Below are 25,175 nucleotides of genomic sequence, written 5' to 3'. Positions count from 1 at the left end.
CCTTGTATGAGGTGATAGTTAATATCTTTAACCTATTTTCCACCCTAAACGCTGCTCACACCAGCACAGAATTCTAACTTGTATGAAAAGAAAACTACAACCACACCGGCGGGTTGTTAGGATGGCACGAAATTCTTCGGCGCCCCTCCTATTGTCTCTCTCCTGCCTCCATTTCGCTTATGCAGCTCCTGTAGCAGGAGTGCCAACGCGGAATCACGCCATTCTTGTTGAAGCCACTGCCGTGGACAAGGCCATCACTGGTAAAATTGTGGACGAAACCAACAGCCCGCTGCCAGGGGTAAGTATCGTCATCAAAGGAACACAAAAAGGAACTGTAACTGACGCAAACGGTCAGTTCCGTCTTGATGTACCTGAAAAAGCAACATTGGTTCTCTCTTTTGTTGGTTATGAGCCACAGGAGGTAGTAGTGGGTAACCAAAATGTGCTTAACCTGACCATGAAAGTGGACAGCAAAGTACTTGAAGAAATCGTCGTTATCGGTTATGGTACTTTGAAGAAATCTGACTTAACAGGTGCCGTAGGTTCGGTAAAAGCCGAACAACTCATGGAGCGTCCTGCGCCTTCGTTGACGCAAGCCCTTTCGGGACGTATGCCAGGGGTTCAAGTAAACACTAACTCTGGTCGCCCAGGTGGTCGTACTACGATTCGTGTTCGTGGTTTTAGCTCTATCAACTCGTCAAACAACCCACTTTATGTAGTCGATGGGGTGATGCTTCCACAAGGAAACCAAAACCAATTTAGCTCGGCAATTGACTACATCAACCCGAACGACATCGTGTCGGTAGAAGTATTGAAAGATGCTTCTTCTACGGCGATTTACGGGGCACGTGGCGCCAACGGGGTTATCTTGGTAACTACCAAAAAAGGAAAAGCAGGCGAAGGTACTGTTACCTACAATGCTGATTTCAGCGTAAACACCATCGGGCCAAACCGTCCACAAGTACTCAACGCCAAAGAATACCTTGCCGTTGAAGATTTGGCATGGGCAAACATGGCTAAGTATGACCCAACAGGTTGGGCAGCGGGTAAATGGGCGTACTTAAACCCTAAACTCCGCCGCACTGACCCGCGTATCTTTGACAGCAACGGTAACCCACTTTACGATACCGATTGGTTCAAAGAAACGTCACAAAATAGTCTTTCTCAAAACCATCAGTTGGGTTTCAGCGGTGGTAACGAGCGCACGCAGTACTCCTTCTCATTGGGCTACCGCGACGACCAAGGGCTTCTCAAAACTTCGTACATGAAGCGTTATTCTGGACGTTTTACCATCGACGATCAAATCAAAAAATGGTTGAAAGTAGGGGGTACATTGAGCTACAATAACCAAAGCGAAAACATTGTCGATCAAGGTGATGCCGTAGCTCGTCAGATTGTGGAAGACTTCCCGTTCATGCCTACTAAATACGCTGACGGAACGTATGCCAACAACCGCGATTATCCTTATGCAGAAGGAACAATGAGCTCTTTGCACCGTTTGATGGGCCGTACTTACATCTTAAATACCCAAACAACGGTAGGAAGTATGTACTCAAACATCAACCTTGCAAAAGGACTTGAAATGCGTACGGTGTTTGGTGTCAACGTACAAACACAAGAAAACAACCAGTCGCAAACGCGTACGCTCAACATCGGTGGTAACGGTAACGCTTCTACTAGCAACCGTAAAGAGAGTTTCTGGTCGTTGGAAAACTACTTGACGTACAACAAACAGTTTGGCGACAAGCACTCGTTGACCGCCCTTTTGGGGATTTCGTGGCAAGAAACGAACCTCTTCTCTATGAGTGCGAGTATTAACAACTTTGCCACAGACTACTTCCTTTACAACAACTTAGGGGCAGGTGCAACTAACCCTGCAGTAGGCTCAGGAGCGTCTCGTTTTGCGTTTAACTCATACTTTGGACGTATCAACTACTCATTGGCCAATAAATACTTGGTAACAGTAACAGGACGTGCCGACGGTTCATCGAAATTCGGGGAAAACCACAAATTTGCCTTCTTCCCATCAGGAGCGTTGGCATGGCGTGTGTCTGAAGAAGAGTTCTTGAAAAACAACTCGTTTATTTCTAATTTGAAATTACGTACTAGCTTCGGTTTGACAGGTAACTCAGAAATCCCAGCTTACTCTTCTTTGTCTCTTTTGAGCTCTAACTATGCTACTATCTATAACGACTCACGTGTGTCGGGTACAGGTATTTCTCGTTTGGCTAACCCAGACTTACGTTGGGAAAAAACAGCTCAAGCTGACGTAGGTGCAGAGATTTCTCTTTTCAAAGGAAAAGTGTCAATCGAAGCTGACTACTACTATCGTAAGACAACTGACATGCTTTTGGATGCTCCAGTACCACGTACAAGCGGTTACGGAACAATCCGTAAAAACGTTGGTTCGATGCAAAACAAAGGATTTGAACTTGGTATCAACACTGTGAACATCGACCGTGGTGGCTTCCAGTGGAATACAACTTTCAACATTTCATTTAACCGCAACAAAGTACTTTCGTTGGCAACACCTTCAGACATTTTCAACGTAGGTGGTCCTAACTTTACTAACCCAACCAACGTCATCCGTATCGGCGAGCCAGTAGGTTCGTTCTGGGGACTTACGCGTTTGGGCGTATGGAGCGAAGCTGAGCGCGAAGAAGCAGCTAAATACACTAGCTACCGTAATGGTTTGACGATTCTTCCTGGTGACATCAAGTACCTTGACGTAAACGGTGACAAAGCCATTACTGACGCTGACCGTAGCATCATCGGAAATGGTAGCCCTAAATCATGGGGTGCGATGACAAACACGTTCCGTTACAATAACTTCGACCTTACTCTTGAGCTTCAGTTCTCGTACGGAAACGACGTTATGATGATGAACCTTCACGCAAGTGAAGACCGTCAAGCATTGGCAAACAGCTATACTTCGGTATTGGGCGCGTGGACTCCACAAAACCAAAACTCGATGATTGCTGAAATCCGTGATACACGTGCAGGTTACGTAACTAACGTTGACTCATGGTGGATCAAAGATGGTTCGTTCCTTCGTGGTAGAAACCTCTTGTTGGGCTATACAGTTCCTAGCCACGTAACAAGTAAATTGAAGTTGAGCCGTCTAAGAGTGTATGCTACTACCCAAAACTTCTTCTTGGCATTGAAAGACAAGATTGTTGGTGACCCAGAAGTTACTCCAACCAACCAAGGAGACGGTAACAGTGCTTTCTCACAAGGGATGATTTGGCACAACTACCCTAAACCTACTACTTACATGTTGGGTATTCAGGTTGGGTTCTAATTCACACTCTTTCACTTAAATTGAACATTATCATGCAACTAAACATTATAAAGAACCTAGGAAAAGCCGCACTTATCGGAGCCGTTCTCATCGGGCCTTCGAGCTGTTCGGATTTCTTGAGCGAACAAGCCCCTTCAAACCTTACTCCCGATAACTTCTATACAATTCCAGACCACGCAGAAGCAGCTTTGGCCTCGGTATATGCTGACTTGCGTTTCATGGGCGATGGTGCGGGTATTTTCTCGTCAAACTGGCAGTTGTTAGAAGCCCTTACAGGAACTTCAACCACCGAAACGGCGCAAAACTCTGACTTGAACAACCTTTATGGGTTGGTTCACGACGGAAACACCGCGCACGTTGTCAACTATTGGAACGGTTTGTACAAAGTAATTGCGCAAGCTAACCAAGTAATTGATAAAGTACCTGGTATTACAACAATGCCCGATGCACAGAAAAAGAAAGTATTGGGAGAAGCTCGCTTCTTGAGAGCTTCTGCTTACTTCACGGCTGTACGTTTATGGGGTGATATTCCATTGGTAACAAAACCTCAAACGGCGGCTTCGGAAGACTTCCAACCAGGTCGTGCTCCTCAAGAAGAAGTATATAAGCTTATTGTTGATGACTTGGTGGCAGCAGAAAGTGCTGGTTTGGCTTGGATGGATGCAAGCGGACGCGCTAACTTGGCGGCGGTGAAAGCACAGCTAGCTCGTGTTTATTTGACAATGGCTGGCTTCCCTCTTAACAAAGGAGCGGCTCACTATAAACTAGCGGCAGACAAAGCGTTGGAAGTAATCACTTACGCCAATGCAAACCCTGGAACGATTAACCTCTTCCCTACCTACGAGGACGTTCACAAGGAAAGCACAAAGAACCGTATTGAGCACCTTTTCATGCTTCAATACAACACGTCGGTAGCTGGTAACCCAATGGATAACATGTATCCTAACTTCAAACCTGTAACCTACAACGGTCCATCAGGAACAGGAAGTACAGTACCTACGTCGTTCTTCTACAAGTCGTACGAAGCAGGTGACTTACGCGCTAAAGACCAAGATGGTTATTTTTACACAACGTATTTCACCAACGGAAACGGAGCTCGTTTTGAGCTAGGCGCGCCTTATATTTTCAAACACTTTAACCGTACAGCAAATGGTACTTCTGGTACAGCTGGTAGTCGTCAAAACAACTTGAACGTACCTCAAATCCGTTATGCTGAAGTGTTATTGTTGTTTGCTGAAGCTCAAAACGAAGTAGGTGGTCCTACACAAGCTGCGTATGACGCGTTCAAACGCATCAGAGATCGTGCCCAGCTTACCACTCCTGCACTTGGTACTTATACGCAAACAACATTCCGCGAGGCGGTTTGGAGAGAGCGTTGGCACGAGTTGTGCTATGAGCAAATCACATGGTTTGACATGGTACGTCTTCGTAAAGTATATAACGAGAAGACAAACGGTTTCGACAACTTTGTTGGTCACGTAAACCTAAGCTCGAACCAAGCTTTGCAAGAAAAACACTTGTTGTTGCCGTTAGGAAAGCAAGAAATGCTTAACAACCCTAACTTGAAACCACAAAACCCAGGTTATCCTAACTAGGAATCGGGTGAACTTCCCGAAAGTTTAAAACTTTCGGGAAGTTGTTGAAAAGCTCCAATCGTTTTGGCGATTGGAGCTTTTTTTATGGGCTTTTACTCAATCACACATTGCGTAAACACGCTGGTTTTCCAATCCATTTTCCAGCCCTTCAAAGGCCTAGGCTTACGAGATAGGTTCAGAAGCAGTGGTTTTTCGGTGTATTTAGTGGGCATAAAACGTCGTGCAAAATTACTAGACGATCCATCAATCAATTTCATTTTGACGTTGGTCCAATTAAATTCAACAAACTGTAGAAACTGCTCCACGTTGCGCTGAATCGTCGCATCGCCATCGTATCGGTACGCAGTCACGTACGATGAAGTTTCGTTGGACGCCGTAAATGTCGTGTGTGATTCTAAGTAATTGTTGCCCGTAAAGTTCTTAAATTCATACCTTTCACCCGCCTGAACGGTCGCTTCGTCCGTCAATTGTTTTTGGTTAACGAACCAATTAAAGCGCCATAGAATATCCGTCGCTTGGCACTTATCTACAATAAAACCATTGTACAAAAGGTCGGCATTTTTAAACCGATTCTCGCGACTTTCAAACACTCCTCGGCTGTCGTTGTCCTGCGTGATACTTCCAATTTTAGCATTTCCCATCGCAAAAATCACCCCTGAGCCCCTCCCAATGTGTAATTTATCAATCGTCAAATCAGCACTCAATGGCTGAACGTAGTTACGTTTGGCAGGAATATGACTAATGAACGTCCCCACTCGGTGCCTACCATCGGGTACATTAGGAAACCCAAAGTAATAGCCGTCGCCGTGGAGTTTGATGCGAACATCTGTTTCGATGGAATCAAATACGGCTCCCGTAATGCCTTTGTTGAGCCACAAACCCGTGATGTCGCTGATGGACGACTCACTCATAAACACTTTATTGGTGTTCTGAATCCGCATTTTCTTTACCCGAAAACTACTCTTCGGGCTTTTAAACGACGTCCAAGTATGTTTGGAACCAACCCACGACAGGTTTTTTCGTAGCATGGTTGGGTACGCTTTTTCATCGGCCACCGCAGGCTTTCTAAGCACACCATCCATCACGTAGTTATCAATCAGCACGTTATTGACTGCCTGGGTGTATAAAATCAGAGAACAAGGGTATTTGGCATACAGGTTTTTGATGTAGAGAGTGTCTTTTCGCTTATGAACTTGCGGATCTACTTGGTTCTCAAACGTGAAGGTATAAAACGATTTTTCAATCGGCGCGTCGCCCCAAGGTTCATTGTCTTGCAGCGCATACAGCGAATCTATCACCACCGAACGATGCGCTCCTTTGACGTTGAAACCCCACACCGCAAATCCATCATTCTGGATATTGAGCCCGTTATAACCATTGATTTCTCGGAATGCTTTTACCAAAATACGGCGATATCCTTCGTCTCGTTCATCGTTATGAGTGACAATATTCACGCCGCACATCGGCATATTTTGAATGGTCAACGATCCTATTTCTAAACGAGAAGCAGCTCGATTAGAAGGAGCTACAATGGTCAAAAAAGCATTGCCTCCTTCGTTCAAAGGTTGCGCAATTTGCGTTTTTTTTACATTTCCATCCAAAAAAACAACCCCTGAAAGCGTCAGTTCGGTAATATCTTGCAGTTCTAACATTTTAACGACTTTCAATCCACTTTGTGCTTGCAGGGTCGTATTTTGAAAGTGAAACCGTAACCGCTGCGGCGACCACAGCGCATCGGGTGTTAACATCATTGGAGCAATGACATAGGCTTTAGGCCCAAAGTTTACCCGTTCACTCACTTTCACCGCTTCCAACAAAGCGCCGTTGATTGTTGACATTGACTTGTCCAAAAACCAATCAATATGTACCCCCGTAATCGGGTCAAACTGCCGCTTGAATCTCCCTCTCACCGTCCGATGATTGCTTTCTAGCACAGTACCACCATTAGCGGGCGAATCTTGGTCGTTAGGATCAAAACGCCACGTACCTGCTTTTCCCTCGTCTGTTACCATATACGTCTTGGTAGCAGAAGGGGCTTTCAGCAAAAGCATGGCTCGTAACGAAATGCGTTCGGTCTGTCCCCACCCTTTAAAAGTTAATAACTCAAAGAGCAATAACCAAAACACAGCAATAGCATATCTCAACATTGTGGAAGTCTTTTCTTTTAAAAACTCCAAAATGCCAAAAAATTATCTGTAAACGAGAAAAAAGATGGAAATGAATAAATTTACCAACCAAATATTTCGACGGCAGCGTACATGACAAGACAAATGCCGATGGTTGTTAACGAATACATAACTCCATTGAACGAATGGCCCGTCATGTATAAAATATACTGAAGAATAAATCCTCCCCCCAAAATAGCCGCCCCTACTGCACCAACTATCAAGCCTTTCTTTCGGCGCTTGGCGTAATATTCTTCTTTTTCAGCAACAGAATTAAAAGTTTTCATTGTATCTAGGCTTAGAAATACAAAATTAAATCTAATTTTTATACAAATAAAATGACTTCTATCAATTCAATTCCTGCCAAATTGGAATGGTGGATAATGAGTGTCGAAGGTTTAGTGTCGAGGGTCGAGTGCAGAATGTCGAATAAAAAATCTATTCGACATTCTACCCTCTGCACTCGACACTCGACACTAAATCTTAGATTCTTGCCAGCTTCACTGGGTACGTCTGTTTGGCATTCCACTGGCAGATGTAGATATTTTCGTCGTTGTCGATACACACATCGTGGCAGTGCATCAAAATCCCGTCAACTGCGGCTTTATCTTGCACCATCAATTGAAGTTGTCCGTTACGGTATTCGGGTTTGGTTCCTCCTGGATTGGAGATGACTTTGTCATTTTTATCCAAAATTGTCACAAAACCCGAGTTTGGAGTCTGGTTTAAATAACGCAAACGCGACCAACATACCCCTGCATACAACGTATCACCGTGAATCACAGGACGACACACATAAGCCCCTGGTAAAAAGATAGTTGACAAGTATTTTCCATCAAGTGTAAAGCGTTTGAAGGCATTGTGTGCGCGCGAAGTAATCAACAACGTCGGGTTTGATTTATTGCGGTAATCGACGGTGATTCCGTGAGCGGTCGAAAATTGTCCATCTTCATCGCCCGAGCCTCCAAATTTCCGAATAAACTCCCCTTTTGAGGTATATTGCAAAATCCACTGCGAACCGTATCCGTCTGCGACGTAGATGTCGCCCGTTGGGCCGACGGCCGTTTCGGTAGGCAAAAACTTATCTTCTGGTTTGTATGCTCCTACTTTGGATGGGTGCTCGATGGTCATCAAAACTTTCCCTTTCAAGTCGGTTTTGGTCACTTTTCCAGAGTTAGGGTCACAGATAAACAAAAATTCTTCGCCGTTGGCATTCCAGAGCGTAAGACCGTGCCCACCAGGGTATTCGTGCCCCCAACTTTCTAGCAATTTACCCGAACGGTCGTACACCAAAATATTATTTTTGGTTTCATCCGTTACCATGATAAGCCTTCCTTTGCTGTCCATGACCATTTCATGGCAGTTTTTAACGGGAAATTGTGCGGCATCAAGTTTACCCCAGCCTGCCTGAATTTTGTAGCGGTGGCTACCGTGCCCAACAATGTCACCGTCGGCGGCACTAGCCATAGAAGAATTTGATAAAATAGAGGGAGCGAGCAACGTAGTTGCGGTTGCTTTCATAAAATCGCGACGTGAGCTAGAAAGGTTCATGTGTGTAACGTCTCTTAAATAGTTATCAAAGGGTTTTGTCCTATAAGTGGTTTCATTTACGTTTTTACTAGGTCTTTTTCAAAGTCCTTTCTTTCAGTTCGTTAAAAACTTACGTTTCCGCTTAATCAAAAAACAACTTCTGCCGACCGAAACTCAGAAGAAGTATGTATTTTTGCCTCAAAACTATTTCTTTTCTAATGCGTCTTGCATTTACAATCTGTACCCTAAGTCATTTAGCACTGGCCAAAACGATGGCCGATAGTTTGGTAAAATTTAACCCTGACTACCACGTAGTCATTGGGCTTTTTGACAAAATCAACGACCGTGATGTTTCGTCCGTCAGTACACATACAATCGTAGAAATCAATGAACAACAAGTCCCTGATTTTCACAATCTTTTCAACCGATATACTGTTTTCGAGCTGAGTTGTTTGGCTAAGCCTTTTATGGCTAGTTGGCTTTACAAAACTTATCCCGACGTTGAAAAACTGCTTTATTTTGATGCTGATATTCGCCTTTTTGGAGATGTTGCTCCCATCGAAAAAGACCTTGATAATCACAGCATTGTCATTACGCCACACGTGGTCACTCCCATCACTGGCGAGGGGACTCCGCATCTGCGCAGTTTTTTGAATGCGGGCTTGTACAACGGCGGTTTTTTTGCGCTTCGCCGCTCCGAAGAAACTGCTCGTTTTTTAGCTTGGTGGGAAGACCGTGTTTGGCACGAAGGCTATTTCAACTTTGCCGAAGGAATGAACTGCGACCAACTATGGCTTAACTATGTACCTCTATTTTATCCAACTTCGCTCGTTAGTTCGCATTTAGGTTATAATTTGGCTTACTGGAACATGCACGAGCGAAAAGTGTCACAAAAAAATGGTGGCTTTTGGGTAAACGACACCTTTCCTTTGGTATTTTTTCATTTTAGTGGCTATCGACTTTCGAGTCCAGATAACTTGTCTGTTCACCAAGATAGGTTCTCTTTTAACGCTCGTCCCGACGTAAAACCGCTTTTTGACATATACCAAAAGGAACTAACAGCTAATAACGATGCTCATTTTAAAAGTTTACCAAACGCATATCATAAACCTTCGTATTTTTACCAAAAAAATAAGGCGCTTCGGAGAGTACTCATTAATGGCTGCCGACGCTTGTTGCGTTTACTCGACGCCTAATTAAACTCTGTTCTAACCCTCGATATTCGACTTTATGCCCAGCCATCAACAGCTGATTTCGGTTGCAATGTGTACATACAACGGTGCAAGATTTGTAACGGAACAGTTGGAAAGCATTCAAAATCAGACGTTACTTCCCAACGAACTTGTCGTTTGCGATGATGGTTCGACTGACAACACCCTTGTGTTGGTCGAACAATTTGCAAAAAAAGCCCCCTTTCCCGTCCGTATTTTTCAAAACGACCATCAACTAGGCGTAACCAAAAACTTTGAAAAGGCACTGACCCATTGCCGAGGTAATCTTCTTTTTTTAGCCGACCAAGACGACTGTTGGACTCCCGAAAAAATAGCCCATTTAAGCAAAGCTTTCAGTGAGAACCCTTCCGTAAATGTTGTTTTTTCGGATGCTCTTTTGGTAGATGAACATGCTCATTCCCTCCAAAAGCATTTTTGGGAAGTTGTTCGTTTTGGCACCCCTCAACAAGAGCAATGGAAACAGGGACAAAGTATCGAGATATTGCTTGTCGGCAACCGAGTTGCGGGTTGTACGATGGCCGTGCGCAAATCGTTCGTGGACATGATTTTACCTTTCCCTACCGATATTTCGGAGTTTTTGCACGATACATGGATGGCGTATGTCGCTTCCATACGCAATCAAATTCAATTCATTCCAGAAGTCCTCATCCATTATCGCCAACACAATTCTCAGCAAGTAGGCACTCAACCCAAAAATGGCCAATCGATTACATTGACCAATCGTTTTTCTCGCCCGCATAGTACTAAACTTGCCCCGCTTCAAAAACAAGCCGAAGAACTTCAGAAGGTGTATGCTCATTTGGCTCGGATAATTCCAGCTACACATCCTAAGCTGCAAGTGATTGCCGAAAAATTGCATTTTCTCAACGTACGCGCCCATTTACCCGATAATCGTTTTCGACGAATTTGGCCTACGTTACAGCAGTGGCGGAAAGGGAATTATCATCGTTTTGCCGACCAAGATGCTACTACGACGGGAATTCTTTTGACAGCGCTAGGAGACATATTGGAATAGAATGTATTTTTGTGATGAATCACATCATCAACCTTCTAACCACCCACCCATTGAAACAACTTGTTTTACTCCTGCTTTTGGCTGGTAGTTCACTAGCTCAAACCCGCGAAGATTCGGTCATCATTCGCAAAATTTACAACGAAACACTCACCAATGGACAAGGCTATGAATGGCTCCGCTACCTCTGTAAGCAAGTAGGCCCCCGCCTCAGTGGCTCAGAAGGGGCTAAAAAAGCAGTGGTTTATACCCAACAGCTCATGCAACAGCAAGGATTTGATCGGGTGTTTTTACAGGATGTAAAAGTGCCACATTGGGTGCGCGGAAAAAAAGAAGAAGCGTACATTCATGTGGGTAAACAAAAAATCAACGTTCCCATTGCTGCCCTCGGTGGCTCGATTGCGACCTCTACTAAGGGCGTTGAAGCCGAAGTGATTGAGGTTAAAAGCTTTCAGCAATTACGGGAATTGGGCAAAGAGAAAGTCAAAGGAAAGATTGTCTTTTTTAATCGCCCAATGGACCCAACCAAGCTCAATACATTTGAAGCTTACGGAAGTGCGGTTGAACAACGCGCCAACGGAGCTAGCGAAGCAGGGAATTTAGGTGCCGTCGGTGCAATTGTCCGTTCAGTGAGTACCGTTCAAGACGACTTTCCGCACACGGGGAGTATGCGTTATGCCACAGGTGCTCCCCTTATTCCAACGGCGGCAATCAGCACCAATGCCGCAAACCTGCTCAGTGACAAGCTCAAAGAAAACCCAACGTTGACGTTTTATTTTCGCCAAAACTGCGAAACATTGCCCGATGCTGACTCTCACAACGTAGTAGGTGAAATAAAAGGGAGCGAGTTTCCCGATGAAATCATCGTCGTAGGTGGCCATTTGGATTCGTGGGATTTGGCCGAAGGCGCTCACGACGACGGCGCGGGCTGTGTACAATCCATTGAAGTGCTACGCGTATTGAAAGCCATTGGTTACAAACCTAAACGGACAATTCGCGCGGTGATGTTTATGAACGAAGAAAATGGCCTGCGCGGAGGCGTAAAATACGCTGATTTGGCCAAACAAAATAATGAAAAGCACATTGCGGCGGTAGAGTCTGACAACGGTGGCTTTACGCCAAAAGGTTTTGGCATCGTGGGTCGTCCAGAACAAAAAGCTAAAATTCAAACGTGGAAAGAGTTGCTTGCTCCGTATAGTTTGCACGAAATTGGCCCAGGAGGCGGTGGCGCTGACATTGGCCCGTTAGCGCAATCGGGAACTGTATTATTTGGCTATAAACCTGATTCTCAGCGGTATTTTGATGTACACCACGCTCCCAACGACAACTTTGAAAACGTTAACAAACGCGAACTAGACCTTGGAAGCGCTTCTATGGCAGCTATCATTTATTTATTGGATAAGTACGGGATTTAAAAGTCCTTTCTTTTTTAATTGTTACATTCAAGAAAAGTAGCAAAAAAGTTACCAATGTACTTGCAAAAGTGGTAGCTTTTTTGCTACTTTTGTATTTAAAAGCTCCAATCCAAACTACCCTCGTTAAGATATGACTCAAAAAACTAAATTTTCCCATTGCAAATTTTATGAATGCCAAACAGCTCATAAAGCTTTTAGAAGAAAACGGTTGGTTTGAAGTACGACAAAAAGGAAGCCACCGTATTTTCAAGCATCCAATCAATCCAGATAATATTCCAGTGGCCGATCATGGGACTAAAGATATTCCCATAGGTACGCTGAAAGCTATCTTGAAAAAAGCAGGTATCAAATAACATGCAATTAACCATAATCATAGAAAAAGGCGACGGCGAAATCTGGGGCCGCTTAGAGGCTCCTGGCTTTCTAAACGTTACCGTGGGTGATTCTGAAGCAGAGATTACCCAAAATATGCTTGAATTGATAGAAGATTTTTTGGAAAATGAAGGTAAGGACAACGATTACTGGAAAGATGTTACTCTTGATAGTATCACCTTTGAGTATCGTTATGATTTAACAGCCTTCTTCGAAATATTTTCTCCACTCAAAATAAATTCTATCGCCGAAAAAGCAGGTATTAACAAAGCTTTAATGCGTCAATACGTTTCGGGCGTCAAACATCCTTCTGCACAGCAAGTGCAAAAAATTGAAGCAGCGATTCATTCTTTTGCCCAAAAACTCATGAAAGTTTCTTTGGTTTAAGCCAAAATGGGCGTAATGATTTTGCCAGCGGTATCCGTTAGGCGAAAGTTACGCCCTTGAAAAGGATACGTGAACTTTTCGTGGTTGAAGCCCATTAAGTGCAGAATCGTCGCTTGCAGGTCGTGGACGTGCGTACGGTCTTTGACCCCAGCATACCCTAGCGGGTCGGTTTCTCCCATTGAAAACCCTTTTTTGACTCCACCGCCTGCCATCCAGACCGTAAATGCTTCGAGGTGGTGGTCGCGCCCTGAATACGGAAGCACTTGGCCGTCACGGTTTTCTTGCATGGGTGTTCGTCCAAATTCGCCGCCCCATACCACTAGCGTCTCATCCAATAATCCACGCATTTTTAGGTCTTTCAACAAGGCCGTTACGGCTTGGTCGGAAGCCAAACATTTATTCCGAAGCCCCACTTCTACCGAACCGTCTTCGCTCGTGCCGTGGGTGTCCCAGCCCCAGTCAAAAAGTTGCACAAAGCGTACGCCATTTTCGACTAATTTCCGAGCTAAAAGGCAGTTCATCGCAAACGACCCCTCGCCCGCTTGCACACCATACATATCCAAAATATACTGCGGTTCTTTGCTGACATCCATTACTTCGGGTACCGACATTTGCATCCGAAACGCCATTTCGTACTGACTAATCCGCGTCAATATTTCGGGGTCATGTACCTCTTCGTAGGTTTGTTTATTGATTTCATTGATGGCTTCAATGGTCTGTTTACGAATGTCGCGGTTCATCCCTTGTGGGTCTGATACGTACAAAACAGGGTCGCCACCCGTACGGCACTGAACTCCTTGATACACCGTTGGTAAAAACCCACTTCCCCACACCGACTTCCCCGCATCAGGCTGTTTTCCTCCCGACGCCAGCACGATAAATCCTGGAAGATTTCGATTTTCTGAACCTAAGCCATAGACAGTCCAAGCCCCCAAGCTAGGACGCCCCAGCCGCGCACTGCCCGTGTGCATGAGCAACTGAGCAGGAGCATGGTTAAATTGATCAGTGTACATGGCCTTCAAAAACGACACGTCGTCCACCGCCGTTTGCAAATAGGGTAAATAATCCGAAACCCACGCCCCCGATTGTCCATGCTGGGCAAACTGTCCTTTGGGTCCCAACATTTTAGGAACACCTTTGATAAAGGCAAATTTCTTTCCCTCTAAAAATTCAGCAGGGCAATCTTTTCCGTGATATTTTTCCAGTTCTGGCTTATAATCAAACAATTCCAACTGCGAAGGTGCCCCCGCCATGTGAATATAAATCACCTGTTTTACTTTGGGTGCAAACTGCGGCATCCGAACGTTCATTGGGTCAGCAGATACCAGTGGAGCTGCGGCCATTTTCTCTTTTGAGCTATATCCACAGCTTCCAAGCAACGATCCTAAGCCTAATCCACCTACGCCTGCGCCAAGTGTCTGCAAGAAATACCGACGCGTCTGACGTTCCAATTCCGCCTGTTGAAGTTCTTTTAATAACTTTTCCATGAACTAGGTGCTATACAATTCGTTGTAAAACTTCGCTTTTGTAGTTAAAAAGAAAAAAATTCAGAAAATATACCCCTTACTTCTCGTGGTTAGTATCACGCTATCGTCGGGTTGTGAGCAACCCTTTTCACCGTGGGTCGGGTTGCTCACAACCCGACGCTTTTTTCTATTTTTTCACCCATTCTGCATAAAAAAAGGGCTCGAAACAAATTGCTTCAAGCCCTTTTCAACTATATATTCAAATTATCTATAGAGCCCCTTCTTTGATATCTTCTACCACCGTTGGGTCGAGCAACGTGGTGGTATCTCCTAAGTTTGAAGTATCACCTTCGGCAATTTTACGCAAAATACGACGCATGATTTTACCCGAACGCGTCTTAGGCAATCCTCTCACAAACTGAATCTTATCTGGTTTTGCAATAGGCCCAATGATGCGCGTTACGGTCGCTAAAATATCACGACGCGATAAATCTTCATCGTCAAGCACATTATCACAAATCACAAAGGCATAAATGCCTTGCCCTTTGATGTCGTGCGGATAACCAACCACGGCACTTTCGATGACATCGGCGTGCATGTTGATGGCATTTTCGACTTCGGCCGTTCCGATACGGTGCCCCGATACGTTCAATACATCATCCACCCGTCCTGTAATACGATAGTATCCATCCTCGTCACGCAAACATCCATCACCAGTGAAATAACGTCCAGGATAGGTAGAAAAATACGTCTGACGACAACGCTCGTGGTCGCCCCAAGTCGTACGAATAATTGATGGCCATGGATATTTGATGCACAAGTTACCACTCACGCCATTTCCTTCAATCTCAACGCCATTTTCATCCACCAAGATTGGTTGTACGCCTGGTAATGGAAGAGTTGCATAAGTAGGTTTGGTTTTGGTTACCCCTGCAATCGGTGAAATCAAAATCCCCCCTGTTTCGGTCTGCCACCAGGTATCTACAATCGGACAACGACCTTTTCCAATGTTTTCATTGTACCAATTCCATGCTTCCTCATTGATAGGCTCCCCTACCGACCCTAGCACTTTGAGTGAGCTTAGGTCTTTACCTTCCACATGTTTTAAACCAAAACCCATCAACGAACGAATCGCCGTGGGGGCCGTGTACAAAATATCTACTTTGTGCTTATCCACAATGTCCCAAAAACGCCCAGCATCGGGATAAGTTGGCACTCCCTCAAACATCAAGGTAGTAGCACCACTCAACAAGGGGCCATAAACGATATAGCTATGTCCTGTAATCCAACCTACGTCGGCGGTACAAAAGTGAATTTGCCCTGATTCATATTGGAAAACATTCTGGAATGTATAAGCCGAATAGACCATATACCCCCCAGTACTGTGAACTACCCCTTTGGGTTTACCCGTTGACCCTGAAGTATATAAAATAAACAAGGGGTCTTCCGAATCCATGATTTCGGGAGGACAGTCAGACGTCACTTGTTTCATTTCGCTTTCCCACCATACGTCACGTCCCTTAATCATCGAAATCGGTGTGCGGGTATGCGTCAATACAATTACCTTTTCGACCGACCGACAGCCTATCAAGGCATCATCCACGGTATCTTTCATTGGAATGTTTTTCGGGCCTCGTGCCGCACCATCTGACGTAATAATCACCTTACAATCAGAGTCATTGATACGGTCGGTCAACGACTGAGCCGAAAACCCTCCAAACACCACCGAGTGAATCGCTCCAATGCGGGCACAGGCCAACATAGCAATTGCAGCCTCGGGTACCATTGGCAAATAAATACAAACACGGTCTCCTTTTTGAACACCGTTGCGCTTCAATACGTTAGCAAAACGGCATACTTGATCATGTAACATCTTGTAAGTAAGCGTCACACTTGGCTCATTTGGGTCGTTTGGCTCCCAAATAATAGCGGGATGATTCCCCAACTCACGCAAATGACGGTCAAGCGCATTTTCGGTAATATTTGTCTTACCATTCACAAACCATTTTATATCTGGGCCAGTGAAATTCCAGTCTAATACTTTCTTCCAAGGCTTATGCCACTTAAACTCCTGAGCCACTTCTGCCCAAAAACCTTCCGGGTCTTCTACACTATGCTGGTAAGCGGCCTGATACTCTTCAAATGTACGGATAAGCATGATTTCAAAGGTGTTTGATTGATTAAGGTTATTAAAAGGAAAGTCCGTTGCTGAATTGTGGGTATAAAAATAGCAAAACATTTTCCCGTTTAGGTGAAATTATCATCACAAAATTGCTAATTCAATATAGAAAGTGACAAAAATCATGCTTCAAACCTACCAAAAACGCCAGACTTGAGTCAAGTCTGGCGTCTGAAAAGATAGCCATCGAACAATGCCTACTAAGCTTTATTCTCACTGATTTTCAACGATTTTTATAAAAATTTCATCGCTGAAAATTTTTATTTATTATATCTAAACTAGGCAACATCTTCTTTCTCCTTCCGAAGCTTCTGCACAGTTTCAACAGTCACATCAGCCAACGACGCAATTTTAGCATCATCAAAGTCCGTTTCAGTTAGCAGGGTATTCACAAAAAGTAATTTTTGGGTTTCTATTCCTTTCTCAATACCTCTTTCAACTCCCTTTTCAATACCTTTTTCAATACCTTTTTTTTCACCTTTAGCTAACCCTCGCTTTTCCCCAAGGCGTCGCTCGCGCTCCAACACAAATTCAACAATACCCATCGTTTCTTTCGGTTTGTTTAACAATATATCAATCGCTTCGTCAAATTTAACATCATTTTCCCGTTTTCCAAAACGTACGTACAGCTTCAAAAACCCCATCAATGCCTCTATCTTAACACGGCTAAAACCCTTGCTAACCAGACGTTTCAGCAATTCCACTTTTTCTTGCAAAAGCTCGTCTTCCCTTACTCTCCCTTTCTGCAATGCGACCAAAACCGTCAAAATTATCATCGCAAAAGGGTTTGTACTCGCTGCTAAAACTTCAGCATTTTGCTCAAAAACTTTGTACAGATTAAACCTGTAATCAATACTCGTCCCCAAATAAACTTGAGAAAACTTATCAGGCTTAAATCGTCGGTTGCGGTCTGTCAAAATCGCAAACGCAGTAATCCGCCTCTGATACCGATCGTAGATACGGTAAAAATAACGCAAAGTCACCTATTACCAATAACGCCAGACTTGAGGCAAGTCTGGCGTTCGAAGTTAACCTAACATTATGATTGTAATCTAAATTCAAGCTTTCTGATTTTCAAAGGCTTGCCCAACTCCTCTGCGCTGCAAGGAATCGGCAATTTCCTCCAAAATAACGGGGTCGTCTATCGTTGATGGCACGGTGTAAGATTCTCCATCGGCAATTTGACGAATTGTTTTACGAAGTATTTTACCTGAACGCGTTTTTGGCAAACGCTTCACCAAAATAGCCGTGCGGAAAAACGCTACTGCCCCAATCTGATCACGCACAATGCCCACCAACTCCGACTCCAACGCCGTTTCATCAATAATAACACCGTCTTTTAAAACCACAAAACCAACAGGACGCTGCCCGCGAAGTTCGTCGGCGATTCCAACCACGGCACATTCGGCCACGGCAGGATGCGACGCCACAAACTCTTCCATTTCGCCCGTGGAGAGGCGATGTCCTGCGACATTGATGACATCATCCACGCGCCCCATGATGAACACATAACCGTCGTCATCCACATACCCGCCGTCGCCCGACAAATAATAGCCTTCAAATTTTTTGAGATACGAACTCTTAAAACGCGCATCATCATTCCAAAGCGTGGGTGTAAATCCAGGAGGAAGCGGTAGTTTCAAACACACATATCCCTCATGGTTGGCTTCAAGTTCCTGACCATTTTCTCCCACAATTTTAAGATTATACCCACACACAGGCTTGGTCGCCGAACCTGCTTTGACAGGAAAAGCCTCTAATCCCATCATATTAGCTACCATCGGCCAGCCTGACTCGGTTTGCCACCAGTGGTCAGTGATGGGAAGTTGGGCTATTTTTTGGAGCCATTCCAACGTTGGTGGGTCGCAACGCTCGCCCGCCACAAAAATATTTTGCAAACTTGATGTATCGTACTTGGCCTTTAACAACGCCTCAGGGTCTTCTTTTTTTATCGCCCGAAACGCCGTTGGAGCCGTAAAAAACGTCTTTACTTGGTGGTCAGCAATCACCCGCCAAAACGTACCTGCATCGGGCGTCCGTACGGGCTTCCCTTCAAACAAAATAGTTGTACAACCTGCAATCAACGGCCCGTACAAAATATAACTGTGCCCTACTACCCACCCAAAATCGGAGGCTGCCCAAAAAACATCTCCCGCGTGGGCATCATAAACATGGTGCATACTAAATTTAAGTGCCACTGCGTGCCCACCATTGTCACGCACGACACCTTTGGGTTTCCCTGTCGTTCCTGAAGTATATAAAATGTACAGTGGATGAGTTGCGTCCACGGGTACACATTCGGTCGGGTCGGCCTGCGCGACGGCTTCAGAATAATCCACATCACGCCCTTCTAGCATTGGGGCATGGCACATCGACCGCTGATAAATGAGGCAATGTTTGGGCTTGAAAGCGGCCAATTCGATGGCTTCGTCCAACAGCGGTTTGTAAGGTAATACACGGTCAAACTCAATTCCACACGAAGCCGAAATCACTACTTTGGGTTCGGCATCTTCTATACGTATAGCCAACTCATGTGGTGCAAAACCTCCAAAAACGACCGAATGCACCGCCCCCAAACGCGCACAAGCCAGCATGGCAAACGCCGTTTCGGGAATCATGGGCATATAAATCACCACGCGGTCTCCCTTGTCAACCCCCAATGCCCGCAATGCCCCTGCACATTTAGCCACTTCGTGTTGTAACTCAGCAAATGTATATTTCTGGATGGTATTTGTGACAGGAGAGTCATAAATCATCGCTACTTGCGCTCCTCGTCCGTTCAGAACGTGGTAGTCTATCGCTAAATAGCAAGTATTGAGCTGCCCCCCAGCATACCAGCGGTCAAGTCCATTGGCATCTTTCCCAAGCACGGTTTCGGGTTTCTTAAACCACGCAATTTGCTCGGCTTGCTCAGCCCAAAAGGTTTCGGGATTGGCTAAACTCGCTTCAAAAAGGGAAGTATAGTTTGTTGATTGTGTATTGCTAGACATGGCAAAGGCAATTGAAAGGGTGAAATTGAGACAACCTTAATGGCTTCCTTCGAGTGAAGCTCCGTCCATACCACCATTCAAAAGCCAGTAAATACCATAAATAAATACTAGCACCACAACCGCAATGATTACCTTGGTAACAATACCCGACGACGACTTATTTTCTTCCATGACGAATAAGATTAAAGTTTGGGATAACTGAATTTTTATCCAAAAGTAATCTAAAATATTCGAGGAATAGTAATATTTTTCGCTAAGTTGGTATAGCTACTATTTCACAGCATAACATCCTGATTTTTAGGCTGCTACTTCCGAAATTTCCCGTATTAATCCATTTACTTTTGCCATCAAATCACGGGTAGAAAATGGCTTCGGAACGTACAAGCTTGCCCCTAGCTCAAGTCCTTTAGCCATATCGGCTTCTTTGCTTTTTGCGCTCATAAACACCACTTTAGCATGTTTATAAGAATCGTGCTTTTTAATAAATTCGCAGACTTGGTACCCGTCCACCCTGGGCATCATAATATCAAGTAGTACAATATCAGGGATGTTCGCCTCGATGATGTCAAATGCCTCGGCACCGTCGCGAGCAATAAACACTTTATGTCCTTCTTTTTTCATCAAAAACTCCAAAGACATTAAGATGTTAGGCTCATCATCAACAATCAAAATTTTCATGCCCGTCATTTTGTTTTTAGTTTTTATCCAGTGGGATTTCGCACGTAAACACACTTCCTTTACCTAGCTCGCTTTCTACCTTGATAGTTCCTTGGTGTAGTTCTATGATTTTTTTGCAGATAGCCAATCCGAGTCCACTTCCTTTTGGTTTTCGTACCGATTGGTCGCGAGTTTGATAAAATTTCTCAAATATAAGCTCTCGATATTTATTATCTATGCCTTGTCCATTATCTGATATGCTAAATGATAGAGATGCTTCGGTTTGAAGTGTATTGATTTGAATTTTTCCCGTATCAGCAGGACAAAACTTAATCGCGTTGGATACCAAATTGATAATCACCTGAATAAGTCGATCACGATCAGCGCGAATAGGGCCGTAAATCCCTTCATAAGCGACTTCGATTTTGATATTTTTTTCTTTTGCCAGTTGGTCAAGTGCTTCCAAGGATTCTTCCACAATATCTTCCATCAAAAATTCGTCGATGTCCAACTCTTGTTTACCCGTTTCAAAACGTTCGAGGGCCAACACTTGGTTGATTAGCCGAGTCAAACGTTCGGATTCTTTGGTAATGGTATTCACAAAATGTGATCGTTGGTCTTCTTCCATGTCGGGGTTATCGTGGACAATTTCCGACAAAGCCCGTATCGACGTCAGCGGGGTACGTATTTCGTGCGTAACCGTTGACAAAAAATCATCCTTCTGAATATCAGCAATTTGCAACAGCTCATTGGCTTGTTTTAACTGCTGCGTCAGTTGTTCCAATTCTTCCGACTTTCGCGTTAATTCTTCATTCAGCGTCTTCAACTCTTGCGACGTTTTCAGAATATCAATCACTTCTTCGACACTGATTTGTTCTTCTTTTGCCACCGACGACACCAAAATACGCGCCGAAGCTGCGCCAATGGCTCCGCCCAGCATTTTTTCGGCATAGTTTACCACTTGGGAGTCGGCGTACCTCGTATTCAAATCCAACATGTTCTGTTTGGCATACAACTGCAGCGTTTCTTCCGTATGGCTTTTCCCAAAGAAAATTGTCAACAGGGACTTAATATCCGTTACCAGCGCTTTCCCCTTCCAAGCTACCGCACTTTCGTAGGTTTTTGAGTATTTAAAAACATCTACAAACAATACTGCTTGGTTGTGTTCCAACGCCGTAGGCTGCGACAACAACGACCCTCCCACGTAAAAAAGCAAGTTCAATAACAACGACCAAAACGTTCCGTGAGAAATATTGTCGAGTCCCGTTACGCCCAGTAGCGATTCAGGCCGTAGCAAATCCATTCCCCAAGGACCTTTACTGAGCATATCGGGCGATATGTATCCCGCCGACACCATCGACGGAATAATCAGGGTATAAAACCAAACGCCTCCGCCAACCAAAAGCCCCCCCACGGCTCCCACCAATGACCCACGTTTCCAAAAAATACCACCTAGTACCACGGGCGCAAACTGTGCTACCGCCGCAAACGACACCATCCCGACCGATACCAAACTGTATTTGTCGCTGACGTTTTTATAGTATAAATACGACCCCGCCATCAGCAGGACAATAAACAAACGCCGCAACGTAATAACGACTTGCCCCATGTCTTCGCCAAAACGTCGCTGAAAATCGGTACGACTGACCAGCCAAGGCATGACCAGGTTGTTGGTCAGCATGACTGTCAAAGCCGTACATTCCACAATAATCATGCTTGTAGAAGCCGCAAATCCTCCCAAATACGCGACAAAAGCCAATACTTTTTCGTTAAAATGCAAAGGAATCGACAACACAAATTGGTCGGCTTTGACGGCTGTTCCAAGCAAAATTCTCCCTCCCAACGCAATCGGAACGACGAAAATGTTGATAACCAATAAGTACAGTGGAAAAATCCAGAGCGCTTTGCGAAGGTGATTTTCATTCACATTCTCCACCACCGTCACCTGAAATTGCCTTGGCAAAAACATAATGGCCAAAGACGCCAAGAAACAATACCAAAACCAATCGCTGGTATTTTCTTCTTTGATGGTAAATATTCGCTGTAAATCAACGAGTTTTGATGCTTTCTGAACAATGTCATCGAATCCATCAAAGACGATAAATGTTACAAAAACGCCCACTGCCAAAAAGGCAAACAGCTTAAACAACGATTCAAATGCAATGGCAGCCACCATTCCTTCGTGGCGCTCGTTGGCATCAAGTTTACGCGCCCCAAATAGAATGGTAAAAATCGTCAGAACTATCGAAATGTAGAAGGCTTTATCCAGCCAAAGCGAATTGCCTGCATCGTTGGCGGTGGTTAAAATACTAAACCCACTGGAAATTGCTTTGAGTTGAATTGAAATGTAGGGAATCGTCCCAACAACGCACAAAATCGTAGCAATCACGCCCAGCGCTTGGCTTTTCCCGTAACGTGCCGACACAAAATCGGCGATATTTGTAATGCGTTGAACTTGACAAATGCGGATGATTTTCCGAAAAATAACCCACCAAAGCGGCATCGTAATGGTAGGGCCAATAAAAACGGCAATAAAATCCACGCCCGACTCCGCCGCCCGCCCGACGCTCCCGTAAAACGTCCATGCTGTGCAATAAACCGCCAGTGACAACGCATAAACGTACGAATTACTGACCAAGCTCCGCCCTTTGGCCGAGCGCTGTTCGGCCCAATTGGCTACAAAAAACAAGACCAACAAGTACGATACAGACCAGAAAATCAACCAAAAGCTATTCATCAGAATGGTGGTTGTTGGTATTATTAACAATCAAAAACGTGACAACAATAATCAAAAACCAGATTCCAAAAATTCCCATGTACAACACAGGCGTGCGCCACTTGAAGCTCAAGCGGTTGAAAATGCTCAAAATGGGGTTGTTGTACAACGCCCAAGCCAGTAAACTCAAAGCCACCAAGGCCAATTCTCGCGTTTTTGACATACAATTAAGCATGTGAAAAATGGCTGCCGAGGGTTTGAAGCACACTCGACAACCATTCCTAATTATAAACCCTAAACCTAACCTTATTTATTTTTCGTCGTATTCGCCCGTAAGTGCGTAGTACCCGAGTATCGACATTCCGCCAGCGATGATTGGTGCCAAAATGAAGGTATAAATGATGGCAGGCACGAGGTCAGTACCGCCTTTGTCCCACATTGGCAATGCTTGGTTGATGAAGAGATAGTAGCCTGCGTATAGACCAATACCTATCCAAACAATTCCTAATATTCTTTTTATTGCGTTCATAATTCGTTGTCTTTTAAAAGGTTAAAGATTAGTCGTTAGCGTTTTTGTCTTCCTTGATGTAAAGTAAACCAATCACAAAACTTACCCCAGCAAGGATAATTGGGTACCAAAGCCCTTCCAAATACGGCTGGGTGTTCACAATCGCTTCTCCCGCTTTTTCGGCCGCATCGTTGATGTCCTTCGCACGGGTAGCCAAGTAAGTCGCAATGGCAGGCATCAATCCACCAAACACCCCGTTACCAATGTGGTACGGCAACGACATCGACGAATAACGAATACGGGTTGGGAACATTTCTACCAAGAAGGCCGCAATAGGGCCATACGCCATCGTTACAAAAAGTAACAAGATAAATACCATCAAGACTAGCGTGTTGCGGTCGCTGTTGTTGATTGTGGTTGTTTTTTTCACCTCAGGCTTAGGAGCTTCCTTGCTCGCATCGGCCAGAATCGTTACTTTCTTTACCTCTTTGTATTTTGTTCCATCTGTAAACTCCTTGGTCGTGGTTGTCGTAATGAGCGAATCAACTTCAGACCCAGCAGCAAGCGCACGTTTTACCTCCACTTTGGTATTGGCCACAATCTCTTCTTTGTTTTTAAGATTAGTGGTCTGGTAAATCTTCTCGAAAATCGGACGATAACAAATAATCGCTAACAACATACCTGCCAACATGATGCCTTTGCGACCAATTTTGTCGGACAATGAAGCAAAAATCACGAAGAACGGCGTACCCAACAATAATCCTAAAGCAATGATAACGTTCACTTGGTTGTCATCGACGTTACAGATTTTTTGCAAGAAACTCAAGGCATAAAACTGACCCGTGTACCAAACTACGCCTTGACCCATCGTAGCCCCAAAAAGCGCCAACAGTACAAATTTGAAGTTGTATTTATTGCCAAACGACTCTTTCAATGGGTTGGCCGACGTTTTTCCTTCGGCTTTGGCTTTGGCAAAAAGTGGTGACTCGTGCATGTTACGGCGAATGATAAACGATACCCCAACCATGATCAACGATACCCAAAAAGGAATACGCCATCCCCAATCGTTAAAAGCCTCATTACCAAGTGTATTACGAGTTACCATGATAACCAACAACGACACAAACAAACCAATCGTAGCTGTCGTCTGAATCCATGACGTCCAGAATCCGCGTCTTTCGGCGGGTGAGTGCTCGGCTACGTAGGTCGCCGCGCCGCCGTATTCGCCACCCAAGGCAAGTCCTTGTAAAAAACGAAGTAGTAATACCAAAAGAGGAGCAAAAAAGCCGATGGTTTCGTAGCTCGGGATACATCCAATCAAGAACGTCGCTCCGCCCATCAAAATCAGGGTTACCATGAAGGTATATTTACGGCCGATGAGGTCACCAAGACGGCCAAAAAACAAGGCGCCAAAAGGCCGAACCACAAAACCTGCCGCAAACGTCGCCAAGGTCGAAAGGAAAGCCGCCGTTGGGTTATCGGGCGGAAAAAATTTGGTAGCGATTACGGTCGCCAAACTTCCGAATATGTAGAAATCGTACCATTCGATGAGCGTACCAACCGACGAGGCTCCGATGATGTACGCTAAACTTTGTTTTTTCTCAGACATGATTGAAAAGGTTGTAAGTTTTTTAAATTTGATTAGGTTAA

Annotated in this window: 20 protein-coding genes; 7 read left to right on the top strand and 13 right to left on the bottom strand. The window is 44.6% G+C overall.

The window, feature by feature from the left end:
* The first annotated feature begins 121 nt into the window (after window positions 1–121).
* Window positions 122–3,301 (top strand): SusC/RagA family TonB-linked outer membrane protein, encoded by a 3,180-nt coding sequence (locus tag AC23P2_RS09735; RefSeq protein WP_487773009.1) that lies wholly within the window; start codon window positions 122–124, stop codon window positions 3,299–3,301.
* 32 nt (window positions 3,302–3,333) lie between these two features.
* Entirely contained in the window at window positions 3,334–4,896 is a 1,563-nt protein-coding gene (locus tag AC23P2_RS09730) for a RagB/SusD family nutrient uptake outer membrane protein (RefSeq protein WP_487773008.1), read from the top strand.
* Between the two features lie 92 nt (window positions 4,897–4,988).
* Here AC23P2_RS09730 and AC23P2_RS09725 read toward each other — a convergent pair whose 3' ends face one another.
* The 3 genes from AC23P2_RS09725 to AC23P2_RS09715 form a co-directional block, all read right to left on the bottom strand.
* On the bottom strand, window positions 4,989–7,043 hold the full coding sequence (locus tag AC23P2_RS09725) for a hypothetical protein (RefSeq protein WP_487773007.1): 2,055 nt from the start codon (window positions 7,041–7,043) through the stop codon (window positions 4,989–4,991).
* An 80-nt stretch (window positions 7,044–7,123) separates the two neighbouring features.
* On the bottom strand, window positions 7,124–7,348 hold the full coding sequence (locus tag AC23P2_RS09720) for a hypothetical protein (RefSeq protein ID WP_028522173.1): 225 nt from the start codon (window positions 7,346–7,348) through the stop codon (window positions 7,124–7,126).
* A gap of 196 nt (window positions 7,349–7,544) precedes the next feature.
* Entirely contained in the window at window positions 7,545–8,612 is a 1,068-nt protein-coding gene (locus AC23P2_RS09715; protein WP_028522174.1) for an NHL repeat-containing protein, read from the bottom strand.
* Window positions 8,613–8,809: 197 nt separating this feature from the next.
* Here AC23P2_RS09715 and AC23P2_RS09710 point away from each other — a divergent pair, with 197 nt between their 5' ends.
* From AC23P2_RS09710 to AC23P2_RS09690, 5 genes are all read left to right on the top strand, one after another.
* Window positions 8,810–9,787 (top strand): glycosyltransferase family protein, encoded by a 978-nt coding sequence (locus tag AC23P2_RS09710; RefSeq protein WP_487773006.1) that lies wholly within the window; start codon window positions 8,810–8,812, stop codon window positions 9,785–9,787.
* A gap of 34 nt (window positions 9,788–9,821) precedes the next feature.
* Window positions 9,822–10,838 (top strand): glycosyltransferase family 2 protein, encoded by a 1,017-nt coding sequence (locus tag AC23P2_RS09705; protein WP_487773005.1) that lies wholly within the window; start codon window positions 9,822–9,824, stop codon window positions 10,836–10,838.
* A gap of 50 nt (window positions 10,839–10,888) precedes the next feature.
* On the top strand, window positions 10,889–12,250 hold the full coding sequence (locus AC23P2_RS09700; RefSeq protein ID WP_487773004.1) for a M28 family peptidase: 1,362 nt from the start codon (window positions 10,889–10,891) through the stop codon (window positions 12,248–12,250).
* A gap of 167 nt (window positions 12,251–12,417) precedes the next feature.
* Complete coding sequence (locus AC23P2_RS09695) at window positions 12,418–12,603, top strand: type II toxin-antitoxin system HicA family toxin (protein WP_487773003.1); 186 nt, start codon at window positions 12,418–12,420, stop codon at window positions 12,601–12,603.
* 1 nt (window position 12,604) lies between these two features.
* Window positions 12,605–13,009, top strand: coding sequence for a hypothetical protein (locus tag AC23P2_RS09690; protein WP_487773002.1), 405 nt, complete (start codon window positions 12,605–12,607; stop codon window positions 13,007–13,009).
* Here the strand turns inward: AC23P2_RS09690 and AC23P2_RS09685 are convergent.
* From AC23P2_RS09685 to AC23P2_RS09640, 10 genes are all read right to left on the bottom strand, one after another.
* The gene (locus AC23P2_RS09685) at window positions 13,006–14,496 is read right to left on the bottom strand and encodes a DUF1501 domain-containing protein (protein ID WP_487773001.1); all 1,491 of its coding nucleotides are present in this window, start codon (window positions 14,494–14,496) and stop codon (window positions 13,006–13,008) included. The two genes, AC23P2_RS09690 and AC23P2_RS09685, sit on opposite strands and share 4 nt — an antisense overlap.
* A 247-nt stretch (window positions 14,497–14,743) precedes the next feature.
* Entirely contained in the window at window positions 14,744–16,633 is a 1,890-nt protein-coding gene (acs, locus tag AC23P2_RS09680) for an acetate--CoA ligase (RefSeq protein ID WP_487773000.1), read from the bottom strand.
* A 299-nt stretch (window positions 16,634–16,932) separates the two neighbouring features.
* The gene (locus AC23P2_RS09675) at window positions 16,933–17,370 is read right to left on the bottom strand and encodes a hypothetical protein (protein ID WP_487772999.1); all 438 of its coding nucleotides are present in this window, start codon (window positions 17,368–17,370) and stop codon (window positions 16,933–16,935) included.
* Window positions 17,371–17,712: 342 nt separating this feature from the next.
* Window positions 17,713–19,656, bottom strand: coding sequence for a propionyl-CoA synthetase (locus tag AC23P2_RS09670; RefSeq protein ID WP_487773129.1), 1,944 nt, complete (start codon window positions 19,654–19,656; stop codon window positions 17,713–17,715).
* Window positions 19,657–19,680: 24 nt separating this feature from the next.
* Entirely contained in the window at window positions 19,681–19,815 is a 135-nt protein-coding gene (locus AC23P2_RS09665) for a hypothetical protein (RefSeq protein WP_487772998.1), read from the bottom strand.
* Between the two features lie 126 nt (window positions 19,816–19,941).
* Complete coding sequence (locus AC23P2_RS09660; protein ID WP_487772997.1) at window positions 19,942–20,322, bottom strand: response regulator transcription factor; 381 nt, start codon at window positions 20,320–20,322, stop codon at window positions 19,942–19,944.
* Window positions 20,323–20,338: 16 nt separating this feature from the next.
* Window positions 20,339–23,038 carry an ATP-binding protein gene (locus tag AC23P2_RS09655; protein ID WP_487772996.1) on the bottom strand — a complete coding sequence of 900 codons (2,700 nt, stop codon included), beginning with the start codon at window positions 23,036–23,038 and terminating at the stop codon, window positions 20,339–20,341.
* Window positions 23,031–23,240, bottom strand: coding sequence for a hypothetical protein (locus tag AC23P2_RS09650; protein ID WP_122933860.1), 210 nt, complete (start codon window positions 23,238–23,240; stop codon window positions 23,031–23,033). Before AC23P2_RS09650 ends, AC23P2_RS09655 begins: the two co-directional genes overlap by 8 nt.
* Window positions 23,241–23,327: 87 nt before the next feature.
* Window positions 23,328–23,546 (bottom strand): DUF6814 family protein, encoded by a 219-nt coding sequence (locus tag AC23P2_RS09645; RefSeq protein WP_122933859.1) that lies wholly within the window; start codon window positions 23,544–23,546, stop codon window positions 23,328–23,330.
* A gap of 28 nt (window positions 23,547–23,574) precedes the next feature.
* Window positions 23,575–25,134 (bottom strand): MFS transporter, encoded by a 1,560-nt coding sequence (locus tag AC23P2_RS09640; RefSeq protein WP_487772995.1) that lies wholly within the window; start codon window positions 25,132–25,134, stop codon window positions 23,575–23,577.
* Window positions 25,135–25,175: the final 41 nt, after the last annotated feature.

This window comes from Runella sp. R0.1_18, from assembly GCF_057652155.1.
This window is presented reverse-complemented; position numbering and strand designations above follow the sequence as displayed.

Coding starts and splice junctions, on each gene's coding strand:
- AC23P2_RS09730 (WP_487773008.1), top strand. CDS start 3,334: ATGCAACTAAACATTATAAAGAACCTAGGAAAAGCCGCACTTATCGGA.
- AC23P2_RS09690 (WP_487773002.1), top strand. CDS start 12,605: ATGCAATTAACCATAATCATAGAAAAAGGCGACGGCGAAATCTGGGGC.
- AC23P2_RS09665 (WP_487772998.1), bottom strand. CDS start 19,815: ATGGAAGAAAATAAGTCGTCGTCGGGTATTGTTACCAAGGTAATCATT.
- AC23P2_RS09705 (WP_487773005.1), top strand. CDS start 9,822: ATGCCCAGCCATCAACAGCTGATTTCGGTTGCAATGTGTACATACAAC.
- AC23P2_RS09695 (WP_487773003.1), top strand. CDS start 12,418: ATGAATGCCAAACAGCTCATAAAGCTTTTAGAAGAAAACGGTTGGTTT.
- AC23P2_RS09660 (WP_487772997.1), bottom strand. CDS start 20,322: ATGAAAATTTTGATTGTTGATGATGAGCCTAACATCTTAATGTCTTTG.
- AC23P2_RS09710 (WP_487773006.1), top strand. CDS start 8,810: ATGCGTCTTGCATTTACAATCTGTACCCTAAGTCATTTAGCACTGGCC.
- acs (WP_487773000.1), bottom strand. CDS start 16,633: ATGCTTATCCGTACATTTGAAGAGTATCAGGCCGCTTACCAGCATAGT.
- AC23P2_RS09655 (WP_487772996.1), bottom strand. CDS start 23,038: ATGAATAGCTTTTGGTTGATTTTCTGGTCTGTATCGTACTTGTTGGTC.
- AC23P2_RS09645 (WP_122933859.1), bottom strand. CDS start 23,546: ATGAACGCAATAAAAAGAATATTAGGAATTGTTTGGATAGGTATTGGT.
- AC23P2_RS09685 (WP_487773001.1), bottom strand. CDS start 14,496: ATGGAAAAGTTATTAAAAGAACTTCAACAGGCGGAATTGGAACGTCAG.
- AC23P2_RS09715 (WP_028522174.1), bottom strand. CDS start 8,612: ATGAACCTTTCTAGCTCACGTCGCGATTTTATGAAAGCAACCGCAACT.
- AC23P2_RS09640 (WP_487772995.1), bottom strand. CDS start 25,134: ATGTCTGAGAAAAAACAAAGTTTAGCGTACATCATCGGAGCCTCGTCG.
- AC23P2_RS09650 (WP_122933860.1), bottom strand. CDS start 23,240: ATGTCAAAAACGCGAGAATTGGCCTTGGTGGCTTTGAGTTTACTGGCT.
- AC23P2_RS09725 (WP_487773007.1), bottom strand. CDS start 7,043: ATGTTGAGATATGCTATTGCTGTGTTTTGGTTATTGCTCTTTGAGTTA.
- AC23P2_RS09735 (WP_487773009.1), top strand. CDS start 122: ATGGCACGAAATTCTTCGGCGCCCCTCCTATTGTCTCTCTCCTGCCTC.
- AC23P2_RS09720 (WP_028522173.1), bottom strand. CDS start 7,348: ATGAAAACTTTTAATTCTGTTGCTGAAAAAGAAGAATATTACGCCAAG.